This is a genomic window from Paenibacillus tundrae (assembly GCF_036884255.1).
GTDB lineage: Bacteria > Bacillota > Bacilli > Paenibacillales > Paenibacillaceae > Paenibacillus.
On sequence record NZ_CP145605.1, the window covers coordinates 5,712,570 to 5,728,647 of the forward strand.

Genomic DNA, 16,078 nt, shown 5'->3' on the forward strand with positions numbered 1-16,078 from the left:
CTTAACGAATGATCCCGATGGGTTACTTCGTTTCGATCTCTTCCGTGGACGGAACAATATCTTTTTTAGTTACAGACAAGGCGCCATTATCCTCATCAATGAGCAAGGAATCACCTTTGACTACATTGCCTGTGAGCAGCTCTTCTGACAATTTGTCTTCGATGTGCTTCTGGATTGCCCGACGTAGTGGACGTGCACCATAAGCTGGATCAAAGCCCGCTTTGGCAAGGAATGCCTTCGCATTGTCCGTAAGCTCGAAGTCCACTTCGTATTCACGCAGTCGTTTCCGAAGTTCTTCACTCATGAGTGTAACAATTTCAGCGATGTGTTTTTCTTCGAGAGAATGGAAGACGATAATTTCATCAATCCGGTTAAGGAATTCTGGACGGAAGCTTTTCTTCAGCTCATCCATTACTTTACCCTTCATGTTGTCATAATCTGCTCCTGCATCTACCACAGCCGTGAATCCGAGTGTAGAGTTACGTTTAATCGCTTCTGCACCCACATTGGATGTCAGAATGATCAACGTGTTGCGGAAGTCAACTACACGGCCTTTGGAATCAGTCAGACGACCATCTTCAAGCACTTGCAACAGAATGTTGAACACTTCTGGGTGTGCTTTTTCGACTTCATCCAAGAGGACAACGGAGTACGGTTTGCGACGAACTTTCTCTGTCAACTGACCGCCTTCTTCGTAACCGACATATCCTGGAGGCGCTCCGACCAATCTTGATGTGGAGTGTTTCTCACCATACTCAGACATATCAATACGAATTACTGCATTCTCATCACCAAACATCGCTTCAGCCAGCGCACGAGCCAGCTCGGTTTTACCAACCCCAGTAGGACCGAGGAAGATAAATGAACCCATTGGACGTTTCGGATCTTTCAGACCAGCACGAGCACGACGTACAGCACGGCTGACAGATTTCACAGCTTCATCTTGACCGATAACACGTTCATGGAGAATTTGCTCCAGGTTCATCAAGCGCTGCGTTTCTTCTTCTTTCAGCTTGTTCACCGGAATTCCAGTCCAGTTGGCTACCACTTGTGCGATATCCTCAGGTGTTACCTCAGAATCTGTGCGACCTTGTTTTTCTTTCCATTGGTTCTTCGTTACATCTAGCTCTTCACGGATTTTTTGTTCCGTATCACGCAAAGCTGCAGCTTTCTCGAATTCCTGGCTTTGCACCGCTGCATCTTTTTCCTTGCGGATATCTTCCAGACGGCTCTCCAGTTGTTTCAAGTTTGGCGGTACTGTATATGAGTTCAGCCTTACTTTGGAACCTGCTTCATCGATCAAGTCGATCGCTTTGTCCGGCAAGAAACGGTCAGTGATATATCGATCAGACAATTTAACCGCCTGTACAATTGCTTCATCTGTAATTTTCACACGGTGATGGGCTTCATAACGATCACGCAAGCCGTGCAAAATTTGAATAGCTTCTTCTGGGGATGGTTGATCCACCGTAATAGGTTGGAAACGACGCTCAAGCGCTGCATCTTTTTCAATATATTTACGATATTCATCCAGCGTTGTTGCACCAATGCACTGCAATTCTCCACGAGCCAGAGCCGGCTTCAGAATGTTAGAAGCATCGATTGCACCTTCTGCTCCACCTGCACCGATTAAAGTATGCAACTCATCGATAAACAGGACGATGTTACCTGCTTGGCGAATCTCATCCATAATTTTTTTCAAACGATCTTCGAATTCACCACGGTATTTCGTACCCGCTACAACTGAACCCATATCCAGTGTCATAACACGTTTATCACGCAATGTTTCTGGAATCTCGTTTGCAATGATTTTTTGGGCAAGCCCTTCAGCAATCGCCGTCTTACCTACCCCTGGTTCACCAATCAATACCGGATTGTTCTTCGTACGACGACTCAGCACTTGAATTACGCGCTCAATCTCTTTGCTACGTCCGATCACAGGGTCAAGGTTGTTTTCCCTCGCATAGGCCGTGAGGTCACGAGCCAGGCTGTCGAGTGTTGGCGTGCTAACATTAGCAGGTGTTCCGTTATGACTTGATACCGCTTCGCTACTACCCAGCAATTGAAGTACTTGCTGACGAGCTTTGTTCAAGCTAATACCTAAGTTATTAAGTACACGTGCTGCTACACCTTCACCTTCACGGATCAATCCAAGCAAGATGTGTTCTGTTCCTACATATGTGTGTCCCAATTTGCGGGCTTCATCCATAGATAGCTCAATTACTTTTTTCGCACGAGGCGTATATGCAATGTTAGTAGGTTGCTCCTGACCACGGCCAATCAGCGTTTCTACTTCATCCTGAATTTTTTCCAATCCGAGTCCCAGGCCGATCAGCGCTTTGGCTGCAATACCTTCGCCTTCACGAATGAGGCCGAGCAAAATGTGCTCAGTACCGATGTTATTATGACCGAGACGGACAGCTTCTTCCTGCGCTAATGCGAGTACCTTTTGGGCACGTTCCGTAAATCTTCCAAACATCATATCTCCTGCACCTCCATGGTTTTGGATAAAACGGGCTAGAGCTACTGAACCCAGCTCTCCACCGTATTCTTTATAACACGTTGTCTGCAGCCATGCTGCGAATAAAATCATTAAGCATTTCACATCAATTTTGTAGATTCGTTGCAATGACCTGATGTAAATCTGCCTTATTATATAAAAGCTGCAATTGCAGCGTGAAACCTCATTTATAATTCTGAAGCTACCTTACTTTGTGGGGTTGATCGTATCCCGAATGAGCTGAGCACGGTAGATATCTCGTTCATCTGTACGCATATCTTCCCCGAACGTTTTCTGCAAAAAGCCTGGCTGAGTCATGACGTTCAGCTCGTTCATTACCGGTATAGTGAGTCCTTCCAACAGACCTAAATCTACACCAAGACGAACATCCGAGAGACGCTGTGCAGCTTCCTTTGAGTCCACAATGGCAGCGTGAGACAGTATGCCATAAGAACGCATAACCCTGTCCGTAATACGCAGTCTTGAGTCTGTAATCAGTCGCTCTCTAGCCGTACGTTCGTGTCCAATCATCTGTAAAACAACACTATGCAGATTTTCAATAACTTCTTGCTCGGTCTGTCCTAGAGTGATCTGGTTCGAGATCTGGAACAGGTTACCCATCGCTTCGCTACCTTCGCCGTAAATCCCTCGGACAGTAAGCCCTACCTGGGAAACCGCCGTTAGAATACGTCCAATCTGTTGTGTCATGACCAGAGCCGGCAAATGCATCATTACGGATGCCCTTACACCTGTACCGACATTGGTAGGACAGCTGGTCAGGTATCCTCTACGATCATCAAAAGCATAATCCACATGCGCTTCAAAAGCATCATCTATCGCAGAAGCTTTCTCCCAGGCTTCTTTCACTTGGAACCCCGGATAGAGGCATTGGATCCGAAGATGATCCTCCTCATTAATCATGATACTGACGGATTCATCCTCACTAAGGATGACAGCGCCGTTCTTGGATTCATTCGCAAGACTGGGACTAATCAGATGTTTCTCCACCAACACACGTTTATCAAGTTCATCAATATCGATTAGATCCAGCGTGTGGAAATTCCCAAAAGCATGAACATCGTCGTATTGAAGTACTTCGCTCAGCTTATTCAGCACTTCCTCCGATTGCTCATTGGATGCAAGCATCGGAAATGGATAATGCTGCAGGTTGCGTGCGATCCGGACACGGCTGCTAATAACGATTTCTGAATCAGCCGCATCACTGCGCATCCAATCGCTGAGCGCCTTCTCTGTAAAAGGCAGATTAGGCATTACGCATCCCTCCTACTCATGACAAACTTTACTCCTGAGCTATTTCTTTTTCAAGTTCTCTGATCTGGTCACGAATCTGAGCAGCTTCTTCGAATTCTTCTTGCGTGATACTCTCTTGAAGAGTACGTTTCAAATCTGCAATTTGACGTTTGACCTTAATACGACCACCAGCCCTTGCAGGTACTTTACCTACGTGGGAGGTGCTGCCATGTACCCTTTTGAACAGCGGGTCTAGACGGCTATCAAAATATTTATAACATGAGCTACAGCCGAATCGGCCGATTTTGCTAAATTGGGAATACGTCATGCCACATTCTTCACATCGAAGGGATTGAGCAGGTGGTGTTCCTGCGGATCCACCCTTACCAGATGGGTCGAAATCGAGCAGACCGGACAACAAGTTATGAATGGAAAATCCACCTGCTGTTCCGGGAATCATTTCCCCTTTTTCACGAGCACACGACTCGCAGATATGAAATTCCGTCTTCTCTCCGTTCACGATCTTCGTAAAATGAAGTGTAGCCGGACGATTATTGCATTCTTGGCAAAGCATTGATGTACCTCCTTTGATCCCGATAGTTTCATTTACCGAGCAAAGATATTAACATCGCCTTCAACATTCTGGCACGAATTTGATCCCGGTAAGGAAGTTTGACCAAAATAATTTCTCTCGATACAGCCGCCCGCATCAACCCCGCCTCTCGTTTGCTCAAGAAACGTGCTTCCTCAAGTTGGTAGATTAGACCTTCGGCAGCAGTCTGCCCGATCTCATCTCCAATACTATGATGCAAATGGTTATGCAGTGCTGAGTGAGCAGGTAGTTCAATCCGTTGAATACGTACATAACCACCGCCACCGCGTTTGCTTTCCACCAGATAACCCTTCTCAAGGGTAAACCGGGTGCTGATGACGTAATTAATCTGAGAAGGCACGCATGAGAATTGGTCTGCCAGATCATTACGCTGAATTTCAACCATTCCTTCGGGACTTTCATGCAGAATACTCTTCAGATATTGTTCGATAATATCAGAGATATTACGCATCCACTCATCCTCCACTGTCTGAAACGTTAAGTCAATAAGGACCCACACGCCCCTACAGAGTGCACCTTCTCATCCCATTTAACCATTCCGTGAAACACCGAATCTGGATTCCACAAGTGTTACCGGGAGAGTAAAGGCCGCTCGAAGGTCCTTTAATACTGCTTGTTCCACATAGAAAAGTGTAGTCGCACTCTACTCAGCGGATGGCATAAGAAAGTCAAACGAAATGATGATCTCAGTTGACTTTGACTTTCTTTGACTTTATATACATTATAGCATATTTTGTGAGTTTGCCAAGTGGGGTCACTATTCATTTTTTACGATTTTACACGAAATATTCTTTGGACACAAAAAAACCTCTCCAAAAGAGCTGGAGAAGTCCATTTGTCTTACCCTTACGCCTTCATGCTATACCGGGTGATTATAGGAACCATCAGTGCTGCAATTAAACGAATCCTTATAATTTCTTGTTCAATCTAATCCTTTAGAAGAAATCAAGTAAATACGTTTCCCGTACAGGAATTGCATTCTCCAAAGCACTAATTGCCTCAGTAGGCCCATTAATTCTGCCTATCTCTGCCATCTCAGCAGGTCTTCGGTACCCCATCAGCACAGCAGTAAGAGATTGAATATCCATTTGTACTGTCTGATCCTCAGAAACAGGTTCGGAAGCCTTCCAGATTGAAGCCGTTCCATTCATGGCAACATTTAATTGCCACACGCCTTCGTTCCAAGGTGCATGAGCATCCTTAACCTGAAGAGCAATCTGTACTGGGGAATCCTGACTGGCAAACGGATATTGAGAAATAAATTGCTCCACACTCACAATGCGAGCCATAAAATAAGGAATGATCTCTTGCTGAATTCGTGGATTATCCAATTGAAAAGCAAGGGTGTCACTTGCTGGCGCTTGTAATGTAACTTCTTCAATCATGGAATCATGGTTGGCTATAAAGGTCCATAGGGCTTGTCTCGCTTCTTCATTCAGATGAATGATCTCATCGATCGTGAATTTACGCTCCTTGACCTCGTATAATATATATCCCTGGGCTTGCCCGGCTTCATCATAATATACGGCCTTCTGACTGGTTCCCTCCGTAAGCACCGAGTCTTTCCACCACGCATCGTCACGGACCAACATTCCGTTATAGCGCTCCGCATAAGCATTATATACACTTTTTAAAACATCCAGATCTGGATTGCCTCTGCGCAACGTTCCGGGTGTTTGTTTTTTGGCAGGCAAATGCGAGGTAGGCACTTTATATTTTTTGTACTCAATGTATGTTTCCCATCCATACTTCCGATAAAAAGCAAACGCGAACGGATGCAGGAACGAAATGCTCTGTTTGTTGCGATTCATTTCTTCCAATGTGTGTTTGAGAAGACCGGCTACCCAGCCCTTTCGTCTGTACTCTGGCCAAGTGGCTACACCTGCAATACCACCCATGTCGAATGACCGACCATGAATATACGTTTGAAAAGGAATAAGGTGGAGCTTGGCACCTAGGCTGCCATCATCATAAACTCCCCATACATTATGTTTATCAAACTGATTCTGGCGCTTCTCCCTTTGCTCCTCTTTCATTACAAATTGAAATGCATATTCAGAAAGAGCCATGCATTCTTCGAAAGCGTCTGCTGTTAATTTACGAAATTCCATCTCATTCTGCACCCCGTTCTCTAGAAAATGATGAAATCATCCCAGTGTGGTCTGATCTGTGATGTATGTCTTCTCTATGAGTGTGTCAGAGGAACCCTGCAAAGTCAAATAAGAGGTGCTACGGCACCTCTTGGATACGTATATTCACAGAAAATAAGATGATCTTCCGAGAAAATAAAAACCACCACCGAATAACATCGGCAGTGGTTCTTCGCTTGGCGGCGTCCTACTCTCCCAGGACCCTGCGGTCCAAGTACCATCGGCGCTAGAGGGCTTAACGGTCGTGTTCGGGATGGGTACGTGTGGAACCCCTCCGCCATCGCCACCAAACGCATAATAGCTTACATTTCAGAGTGTTGTTCTCTGAAAACTAGATTCGAAACGAAAGTCTGCGATTAAAACGTGCTAATTGGATAAGCCCTCGACCGATTAGTACTGGTCAGCTCCATGCATTACTGCACTTCCACCCCCAGCCTATCTACCTCGTCGTCTTCAAGGGGTCTTACATACTGGGAAATCTCATCTTGAGGGGGGCTTCACGCTTAGATGCTTTCAGCGCTTATCCCGTCCGTACATAGCTACCCAGCGGTGCTCCTGGCGGAACAACTGGTACACCAGCGGTACGTCCATCCCGGTCCTCTCGTACTAAGGACAGCTCCTCTCAAATTTCCTACGCCCACGACAGATAGGGACCGAACTGTCTCACGACGTTCTGAACCCAGCTCGCGTACCGCTTTAATGGGCGAACAGCCCAACCCTTGGGACCTACTTCAGCCCCAGGATGCGATGAGCCGACATCGAGGTGCCAAACCTCCCCGTCGATGTGGACTCTTGGGGGAGATAAGCCTGTTATCCCCAGGGTAGCTTTTATCCGTTGAGCGATGGCCCTTCCATGCGGTACCACCGGATCACTAAGCCCGACTTTCGTCCCTGCTCGACTTGTAGGTCTCGCAGTCAAGCTCCCTTATGCCTTTGCACTCTTCGAATGATTTCCAACCATTCTGAGGGAACCTTTGGGCGCCTCCGTTACTCTTTAGGAGGCGACCGCCCCAGTCAAACTGCCCACCTGACACTGTCCCCGCACCGGATTACGGTACCAGGTTAGAACCTAGATACGATCAGGGTGGTATCCCAACGGTGCCTCCACCGAAGCTGGCGCTCCGGCTTCAAAGGCTCCCACCTATCCTGTACAGATCGTACCCAAATTCAATATCAAGCTGCAGTAAAGCTCCATGGGGTCTTTCCGTCTTGTCGCGGGTAACCTGCATCTTCACAGGTATTAAAATTTCACCGGATCTCTCGTTGAGACAGCGCCCAAGTCGTTACGCCATTCGTGCGGGTCAGAATTTACCTGACAAGGAATTTCGCTACCTTAGGACCGTTATAGTTACGGCCGCCGTTTACTGGGGCTTCGGTTCACAGCTTCGGATTGCTCCTAACCGCTCCCCTTAACCTTCCAGCACCGGGCAGGCGTCAGCCCGTATACTTCGCCTTACGGCTTCGCACAGACCTGTGTTTTTGCTAAACAGTCGCTTGGGCCTTTTCACTGCGGCCCCCTCGTGCTATTCACACTACCGGGGCACCCCTTCTCCCGAAGTTACGGGGTCATTTTGCCGAGTTCCTTAACGAGAGTTCTTCCGCGCGCCTTAGAATTCTCTTCTCGCCTACCTGTGTCGGTTTGCGGTACGGGCACCATCACCTGGCTAGAGACTTTTCTTGGCAGTGTGAGATCATGACCTTCGCTACTGTAATTTTCACTCCCCATCACAGCCCAGCCTTACGATGTGCGGATTTGCCTACACATCAGCCTCACTGCTTGGACAGGCATCCATCAGCCTGCGTCACTACCCTACTGCGTCCTCCCATTGCTCATAACGGCTTACGGTGGTACAGGAATTTCGACCTGTTGTCCTTCGACTACGCCTTTCGGCCTCGCCTTAGGTCCCGACTTACCCTGAGTGGACGAGCCTTCCTCAGGAACCCTTAGGCTTTCGGCGGATCAGATTCTCACTGATCTTTTCGTTACTCATACCGGCATTCTCACTTGTATAATGTCCAGCGCTCCTTACGGTACACCTTCAACCCTTATACAACGCTCCCCTACCCCTGATGCAAAGCATCAAGCCATAGCTTCGGTGGTGTGTTTAGCCCCGTTACATTTTCGGCGCAGAGTCACTCGACCAGTGAGCTATTACGCACTCTTTAAATGGTGGCTGCTTCTAAGCCAACATCCTGGTTGTCTGTGCAACTCCACATCCTTTCCCACTTAACACACACTTGGGGACCTTAGCTGATGGTCTGGGCTGTTTCCCTTTTGACAATGGATCTTAGCACTCACTGTCTGACTCCCGGAAGTAAGTCTATGGCATTCGGAGTTTGACTGAGCTTGGTAACCCTTGCGGGCCCCGCACCCAATCAGTGCTCTACCTCCACGACTCTGTTTTCCGAGGCTAGCCCTAAAGCTATTTCGGGGAGAACCAGCTATCTCCGAGTTCGATTGGAATTTCTCCGCTACCCCCACCTCATCCCCGCACTTTTCAACGTGCGTGGGTTCGGGCCTCCAGTGCGTGTTACCGCACCTTCACCCTGGACAGGGGTAGATCACCCGGTTTCGGGTCTACGTCCACGTACTATGTCGCCCTATTCAGACTCGCTTTCGCTGCGGCTCCGGCTCTTCACCTTAACCTTGCACGAGAACGTAACTCGCCGGTTCATTCTACAAAAGGCACGCCATCACCCCTAAAACGGGCTCTGACTTTTTGTAAGCACACGGTTTCAGGTTCTATTTCACTCCCCTTCCGGGGTGCTTTTCACCTTTCCCTCACGGTACTGCTTCACTATCGGTCGCTAGGAAGTATTTAGCCTTGGCAGATGGTCCTGCCGGATTCATACGGGGTTTCACGTGCCCCGCACTACTCGGGATCCGTCTCGGAGGGAACAGACTTTCAATTACAGGGCTTTTACCTTCTTTGGCGGGCCTTTCCAGACCTCTTCGTTTAACCGGTTCCTTTGTAACTCCATGTGAGACGTCCCACAACCCCAAAGAGCAAGCTCTCTGGTTTGGGCTTCTCCGCGTTCGCTCGCCGCTACTGACGGAATCACTATTGTTTTCTCTTCCTCAAGGTACTTAGATGTTTCAGTTCCCCTGGTATGCCTCTACATAACCTATGTATTCAGTTATGAGTAACTGGAAATTACCCCAGCTGGGTTTCCCCATTCGGACACCCCCGGATCAAAGCTTGCTTACAGCTCCCCGAGGCAGTTTCGTTGTTCGCCACGTCCTTCATCGGCTCCTAGCGCCTAGGCATCCTCCGTGTGCTCTTAGTAGCTTAACCATATTGCTCCGGTTCGACTGCTCGCTTCCCTTGTTTTGCTTGCGCAAAGCCAAAAGTCGCTCCCATTCGAAACCCTCGCAAAAGCAATTTAACTACCGTTTTTATTGAAACTTGTTTACACAAGTTCAGCTAAAAAGGAATGTTCTAATTCGCATTTTCGTTCGTTTCGATATCTAGTTTTCAAAGAACAAGCTAAATAGATGCAATTTTTTTGGTGGAGCCAAGCGGGATCGAACCGCTGACCTCCTGCGTGCAAGGCAGGCGCTCTCCCAGCTGAGCTATGGCCCCTCAAATTCCATCAAAACTGAACAAATGGATAAGTAACTGGTAGGTTCTAAGAACCTATATATTTGAATGTTTCCACTCGGGAAACGATTCTCCATAGAAAGGAGGTGATCCAGCCGCACCTTCCGATACGGCTACCTTGTTACGACTTCACCCCAATCATCTATCCCACCTTCGGCGGCTGGCTCCTTGCGGTTACCCCACCGACTTCGGGTGTTATAAACTCTCGTGGTGTGACGGGCGGTGTGTACAAGACCCGGGAACGTATTCACCGCGGCATGCTGATCCGCGATTACTAGCAATTCCGACTTCATGCAGGCGAGTTGCAGCCTGCAATCCGAACTGAGACCGGCTTTGTTGGGATTGGCTCCACCTCGCGGTTTCGCAGCCCGTTGTACCGGCCATTGTAGTACGTGTGTAGCCCAGGTCATAAGGGGCATGATGATTTGACGTCATCCCCACCTTCCTCCGGTTTGTCACCGGCAGTCTATCTAGAGTGCCCACCCGAAGTGCTGGCAACTAAATATAAGGGTTGCGCTCGTTGCGGGACTTAACCCAACATCTCACGACACGAGCTGACGACAACCATGCACCACCTGTCTCCTCTGTCCCGAAGGAAAGGCACATCTCTGTACCGGTCAGAGGGATGTCAAGACCTGGTAAGGTTCTTCGCGTTGCTTCGAATTAAACCACATACTCCACTGCTTGTGCGGGTCCCCGTCAATTCCTTTGAGTTTCAGTCTTGCGACCGTACTCCCCAGGCGGAGTGCTTAATGTGTTAACTTCGGCACCAAGGGTATCGAAACCCCTAACACCTAGCACTCATCGTTTACGGCGTGGACTACCAGGGTATCTAATCCTGTTTGCTCCCCACGCTTTCGCGCCTCAGCGTCAGTTACAGCCCAGAGAGTCGCCTTCGCCACTGGTGTTCCTCCACATATCTACGCATTTCACCGCTACACGTGGAATTCCACTCTCCTCTTCTGCACTCAAGTCACCCAGTTTCCAGTGCGATCCGGGGTTGAGCCCCGGGATTAAACACCAGACTTAAATGACCGCCTGCGCGCGCTTTACGCCCAATAATTCCGGACAACGCTTGCCCCCTACGTATTACCGCGGCTGCTGGCACGTAGTTAGCCGGGGCTTTCTTCTCAGGTACCGTCACCTCAGGAGCAGTTACTCTCCTAAGCGTTCTTCCCTGGCAACAGAGCTTTACGATCCGAAAACCTTCATCACTCACGCGGCATTGCTCCGTCAGGCTTTCGCCCATTGCGGAAGATTCCCTACTGCTGCCTCCCGTAGGAGTCTGGGCCGTGTCTCAGTCCCAGTGTGGCCGATCACCCTCTCAGGTCGGCTACGCATCGTCGCCTTGGTGAGCCGTTACCTCACCAACTAGCTAATGCGCCGCAGGCCCATCCTCAAGTGACAGATTGCTCCATCTTTCCAGTTTCCTTCAGGCGAAGAAAACAAGTATTCGGTATTAGCTACCGTTTCCGGTAGTTGTCCCAAGCTTGAGGGCAGGTTGCCTACGTGTTACTCACCCGTCCGCCGCTAACTATCAAAGAAGCAAGCTTCTCATCAAGTCCGCTCGACTTGCATGTATTAGGCATGCCGCCAGCGTTCGTCCTGAGCCAGGATCAAACTCTCCAATAAAGTATTGAAAAGAGCGATTAGCTCATTTTGAATCTGACGATTCATATTAAAACAAAAGTTACTATCCATTTGTTCAGTTTTCAAGGAACTTGTTGCCCGATACTGTGATACTCATCAGCCGGACAGGAATTATATCTTATCATGTCGATTGAGTTAATGTCAATCTTTTTTTTCGTCACCGTTCGAATGTTTTCAACATTTCAACGTCCGAAGCGACAAGAAATAATATATCATGCCCACATTTATTTAGCAAGCATTTTTTGAATTTAAATTAGACTTATTCATATAACAACTGATTTAACCATTTAAAATCTATACATATAGATCAATCGGCTTACGTATCTATCAGAGGATTGTAGAAAATCCCCGTATATTGGCATCCATGGGACATATCAGTCCATGATTATTCTTTGTTATTCTCCATACTGTAATCACTATCACTCGCCTGATTTATTCTTTTTCCAATTAGCTCTCCTATTTGTGCTATGGCTCCGAGTTAATATTTCTGCTACTACAATTCAAGATCCATATTCTTCGTTGAGAGTGTTTGAAGAAAGTGATCCAAAGCTTCTATAATAAAGTATATAAAAATGAATATGATATTTGCTCTTAACAGGGTTGCGGTAACTATATAGTCGCTTCTTAATTTATAGAAGAACATGAACAGATTACGAAATTGAATTAGGTGAGGTGATCGCATTTGAATCAATGGCTGAAAAGTATACGCAAGGGATATGGCAAAAAACTGGTCTCCATTCACGCTTGGAATGCTTGGATTGTAGTCATCCTTGCCATTACCGGCTTGATGTTAGTTGGAGGCTTTTGGCGAGAGTTACTGGGCATTGGTCGTGTGTGGTTGAAATGGATTCACATTGTTGTTGGTCTGGCCATGCTAGCTCCTGTCGTTTATTACTTGATCTTGGCAGGTAAGCATTGGAAGCAGCTTCGAAATAGGCCATGGCAACGGGTAAACACAATTGTAGTTCTGGTACTACTGGTCGGCTGGCTGATCTCAGGCATTGTGTTATGGCAGTTCAAGCTTGCCGGTCCGAAGATGTCCAATGCTGCACTACTCACTCATGATCTATTAACCTGGGTCGGACTACCCTATATTATCTACCATTCCATCACCCGCACTAAATGGTTGAAGGATCCTGCACGTAGGGCGGTACGTACCAAAACGAGTTCACCAGTTCAGGATGGGATCAATTCAGGCTCATCTGTCCCTTCAGATCAAGACACTTATGTGGCATCAACATCTTCCTCCGATTCTGGAATAACGTCTAGAGACGAACTATTAAATGATACCGATAAACCTCAACCTGTATATACTCGGCGGGCTTTCATTCGCTCTGCTGTTGGACTTGGACTCACTGTTACGCTTGGACCTACATTTGTGTCCTGGATTGGGCGTAATATAAATATGAAAAACAGTATCGATTCTATGTTGGAGAATGACCCCAATCGCATGGTACCTTTACCTCAGCCCCTGTCGGCTTCTTCCCCTCCAATCGGAGGAGGCGCAGAGGGACATTTCAGAGTGTATACGGTAACTCCGATTCCTTCTTTCTCCAATGAGAATTGGTCATTCCGGATTGATGGATTAGTTGAACGAGGGCAGATCTGGAACTGGGAACAGTTTGTGAAGCTCACGCGTACGGTTCAGGTCAGCGACTTCCACTGTGTTACAGGTTGGTCTGTATACAAAAACACCTGGGAAGGAATCACTCTCAAACAGTTACTGGCTCAAGCCGGCGTGAAACCCGAAGCGCATAGTGTCAAGTTTTATTCGGGAGACGGAGTGTATACGGATGCGATCACGTTAGAACAAGCTCAAATGGATGATATTATAATTGCGGTCATGCATGATGGCAAACCTATTCCAGCAGATCTGGGCGGCCCAGTTCGCTTGGTTATTCCTCAAATGTATGCATATAAATCAGTGAAATGGCTCAATCGCATCGAACTGATTGACAGTGAGCATATTGGATACTGGGAAGAGCGCGGATATGATAAGGATGCATGGCTCCCGGGGTCAAAGACACGAACTTCTAGCCTTTAATATTCTGTCACAGAAAGGGAACATAAGTTGTTCTGTTATCTTTGGTTTTAGAAGTACCGTTGCTCATCCACTTTGGACTTTACTTATAATAAAAAAAGACCGATTAGCACATTAGCGTGCCATTCGGTCTTTTTTTATACTCGTGCATTATCATTAGGCTATTGCTATTCCAGCATTTACTTATAACGTCATAAGCTGAAAATCAGCGGCTCTTGTTCAACTCATTTATTTAAAGATTCAACAGACGAACCAATTCATCCTCATCCTCTATTGTAGGAACACCGAGATCATGCGCCTTAGCCAGCTTACTGCCCGCCTTCTCTCCGGCAATGACAAGGTCTGTCTTTTTCGACACACTACCTGTCACTTTTGCACCCAGAGCCTCAAGCCTTTGTGTGGCTTCATCTCGTGTCAATTGATGTAAAGTCCCCGTAAGGACAACCGTTTTGCCACTGAAGAAGGAATCCTCCACAACAACTGCAGGTGCTTCCGGCGCTTGCGCTTTCACACCTAAATCCAGCATTTTCTCAATAGCTGCCAGAGTGAACGGATCAGCGAAGAAAGTGACAATACTCTCAGCTACTATACCGCCTACATCAGGAAGCTCAATAAGCTCCTCTACGGTTGCATTCATGATCGCATGCAGATCACGATAATGATCGGCCAGCATACGTGTCGTTGATTTGCCCGTGTTCGGGATACCTAGTGAGTACAAGAATGATGCAAGGTCACGATCTTTACTCTGCTCCAGTGCTACCAGCAGGTTACTTGCCTTCTTCTCACCGAAACGCTCAAGCTTCACTAGATCATCGAATTGTAACGTATATAGATCCGCTGGCTCACGTACATTCAGTTCATCATACAGCTGGATAGCTGTCTTCTCACTAAACGTCTCGATATCCATGGCGTCGCGTGAAGCAAAATGGGAAATACGAGCTACAGTCTGTGGCTTGCACGCCGTCTTGTTATTACAGAACAAATGTGCTCCGCGCTGCTCTAATGGAAAACCACATGCTGGGCATTGTTCTGGATACACAATTTCTTCGCCGTCGCTCTCCTCCGTCACCTTACCGAGGATCTCAGGAATAACATCATTAGAACGGCGGATAAAGACTCTTGCGCCCAATGCAAACTTCAGATTTTTCCGTTCAATGTCACCCACATTGTTCAACGTACAGTTCTGTACAGTAACTCCTGCAAGTTCAACAGGCTCCACACGCGCCAGTGGCGTGACTTTCCCGGTGCGTCCAACATTCCAATCTACGGCCTTTAGAACAGTCGTTGTCTCTTCTGCCTCGAACTTATAAGCGACTGCCCAGCGCGGGAATTTATCTGTATACCCCAGCACCTCACGGGTACGCATATCCGTAAGTTTGATAACCGCTCCATCAATCAGATAATCCAACTCTCCACGATTCTCCTGAATGGCAGCCAATTGCTCCATCACATCATCGAACTCCTGGAAATAAGTAATGGATGGATTCACTTTGAACCGATTTTCTCTGAGGAAATCCATCATCTCCTGATGGGTGGTGAACTGAACGTTATCTGAGTATCCAATATTATAAAAGTAAGCATTCAGACGACGCTCTGCTGTTGTCTTAGGATTCAGGTTACGGAGTGCTCCCGCTGCGGCGTTGCGCGCATTTTTGAGCGGCTCTGCTGCAGTCTCATTGTATCGATTCAAGACCGAGAGATTCATGATTCCTTCTCCTTGAACTTCAAGGGTACCTTCGGTGTAAGGAATTTTAAGCGGCACGGATTTTATCGTTCGAACCTGAGCCAAAATCCCTTCACCAACGGAGCCGTTACCCCGTGTTGAAGCTTGTACCAATTCTCCGTTGGTATAAGTCAAATTCAAGGTTAGACCATCAAATTTCAGCTCGATGACATAGCCTGGCTCTGGCAAAGGTTTATCTGGATTTTTGGTATTATAATCGTTCACTAACTTCAATACACGTGTATGCCAATTTCGAAGCTGTTCGATGTTTTGAGCTTTGTCCAAGCTCCACAGTGGGGATAGATGTCGATGCGGTGTGAAACCTTTGAGCAATTCTCCACCGACCCGTTGTGTCGGAGAGTCCGGCAATACTATACCACTCTCTTGCTCCAGTGAGACCAGTTCGTCATACAAAAGATCATATTCCTTATCGCTGATCTGCGGCTGATCCATCGTATAGTATTGATAGTTATGTTGGTTCAGCTCAGTTACGAGTTGCTCCATCCGGTTCATTGGGTCCATACAGGGCCATCCCTCCGTTAAATTAA

General features: G+C 47.4%; 7 protein-coding genes, 1 tRNA gene and 3 rRNA genes. 1 reads left to right on the forward strand and 10 read right to left on the reverse strand.

What is annotated here, in order from left to right; all coding sequences use genetic code 11:
- Positions 1-22: 22 nt before the first annotated feature.
- From V6W81_RS25795 to V6W81_RS25835, 9 genes are all read right to left on the reverse strand, one after another.
- Positions 23-2,482, reverse strand: coding sequence for an ATP-dependent Clp protease ATP-binding subunit (locus V6W81_RS25795; RefSeq protein ID WP_145053376.1), 2,460 nt, complete (start codon positions 2,480-2,482; stop codon positions 23-25).
- 225 nt (positions 2,483-2,707) lie between these two features.
- Positions 2,708-3,772, reverse strand: a complete 1,065-nt coding sequence (locus V6W81_RS25800) for a protein arginine kinase (RefSeq protein ID WP_338540766.1) — start codon at positions 3,770-3,772, stop codon at positions 2,708-2,710.
- Between the two features lie 28 nt (positions 3,773-3,800).
- Entirely contained in the window at positions 3,801-4,325 is a 525-nt protein-coding gene (locus V6W81_RS25805; RefSeq protein WP_056697612.1) for a UvrB/UvrC motif-containing protein, read from the reverse strand.
- Positions 4,326-4,353: 28 nt separating this feature from the next.
- Complete coding sequence (locus V6W81_RS25810; RefSeq protein ID WP_024633618.1) at positions 4,354-4,815, reverse strand: CtsR family transcriptional regulator; 462 nt, start codon at positions 4,813-4,815, stop codon at positions 4,354-4,356.
- Positions 4,816-5,299: 484 nt separating this feature from the next.
- Positions 5,300-6,475, reverse strand: coding sequence for a GNAT family N-acetyltransferase (locus tag V6W81_RS25815; RefSeq protein WP_338540767.1), 1,176 nt, complete (start codon positions 6,473-6,475; stop codon positions 5,300-5,302).
- 213 nt (positions 6,476-6,688) lie between these two features.
- Positions 6,689-6,805 (reverse strand): 5S ribosomal RNA (gene rrf, locus V6W81_RS25820).
- A gap of 79 nt (positions 6,806-6,884) precedes the next feature.
- Positions 6,885-9,810 (reverse strand): 23S ribosomal RNA (locus tag V6W81_RS25825).
- A 212-nt stretch (positions 9,811-10,022) separates the two neighbouring features.
- Positions 10,023-10,098 (reverse strand) — tRNA-Ala (locus tag V6W81_RS25830).
- A 97-nt stretch (positions 10,099-10,195) separates the two neighbouring features.
- Positions 10,196-11,748 (reverse strand): 16S ribosomal RNA (locus V6W81_RS25835).
- The 16S, 23S and 5S rRNA genes sit together here with 1 tRNA gene alongside, the layout of an rRNA operon.
- 700 nt (positions 11,749-12,448) lie before the next feature.
- Here V6W81_RS25835 and V6W81_RS25840 point away from each other — a divergent pair.
- Complete coding sequence (locus V6W81_RS25840) at positions 12,449-13,810, forward strand: molybdopterin-dependent oxidoreductase (RefSeq protein WP_338540768.1); 1,362 nt, start codon at positions 12,449-12,451, stop codon at positions 13,808-13,810.
- Between the two features lie 229 nt (positions 13,811-14,039).
- Here V6W81_RS25840 and ligA read toward each other — a convergent pair whose 3' ends face one another.
- Positions 14,040-16,052 (reverse strand): NAD-dependent DNA ligase LigA, encoded by a 2,013-nt coding sequence (gene ligA / locus V6W81_RS25845; RefSeq protein WP_338540769.1) that lies wholly within the window; start codon positions 16,050-16,052, stop codon positions 14,040-14,042.
- Between the last annotated feature and the right edge of the window lie 26 nt (positions 16,053-16,078).

Coding starts and splice junctions, on each gene's coding strand:
- V6W81_RS25795 (WP_145053376.1), bottom strand. CDS start 2,482: ATGATGTTTGGAAGATTTACGGAACGTGCCCAAAAGGTACTCGCATTA.
- V6W81_RS25800 (WP_338540766.1), bottom strand. CDS start 3,772: ATGCCTAATCTGCCTTTTACAGAGAAGGCGCTCAGCGATTGGATGCGC.
- V6W81_RS25805 (WP_056697612.1), bottom strand. CDS start 4,325: ATGCTTTGCCAAGAATGCAATAATCGTCCGGCTACACTTCATTTTACG.
- V6W81_RS25810 (WP_024633618.1), bottom strand. CDS start 4,815: ATGCGTAATATCTCTGATATTATCGAACAATATCTGAAGAGTATTCTG.
- V6W81_RS25815 (WP_338540767.1), bottom strand. CDS start 6,475: ATGGAATTTCGTAAATTAACAGCAGACGCTTTCGAAGAATGCATGGCT.
- ligA (WP_338540769.1), bottom strand. CDS start 16,052: ATGGACCCAATGAACCGGATGGAGCAACTCGTAACTGAGCTGAACCAA.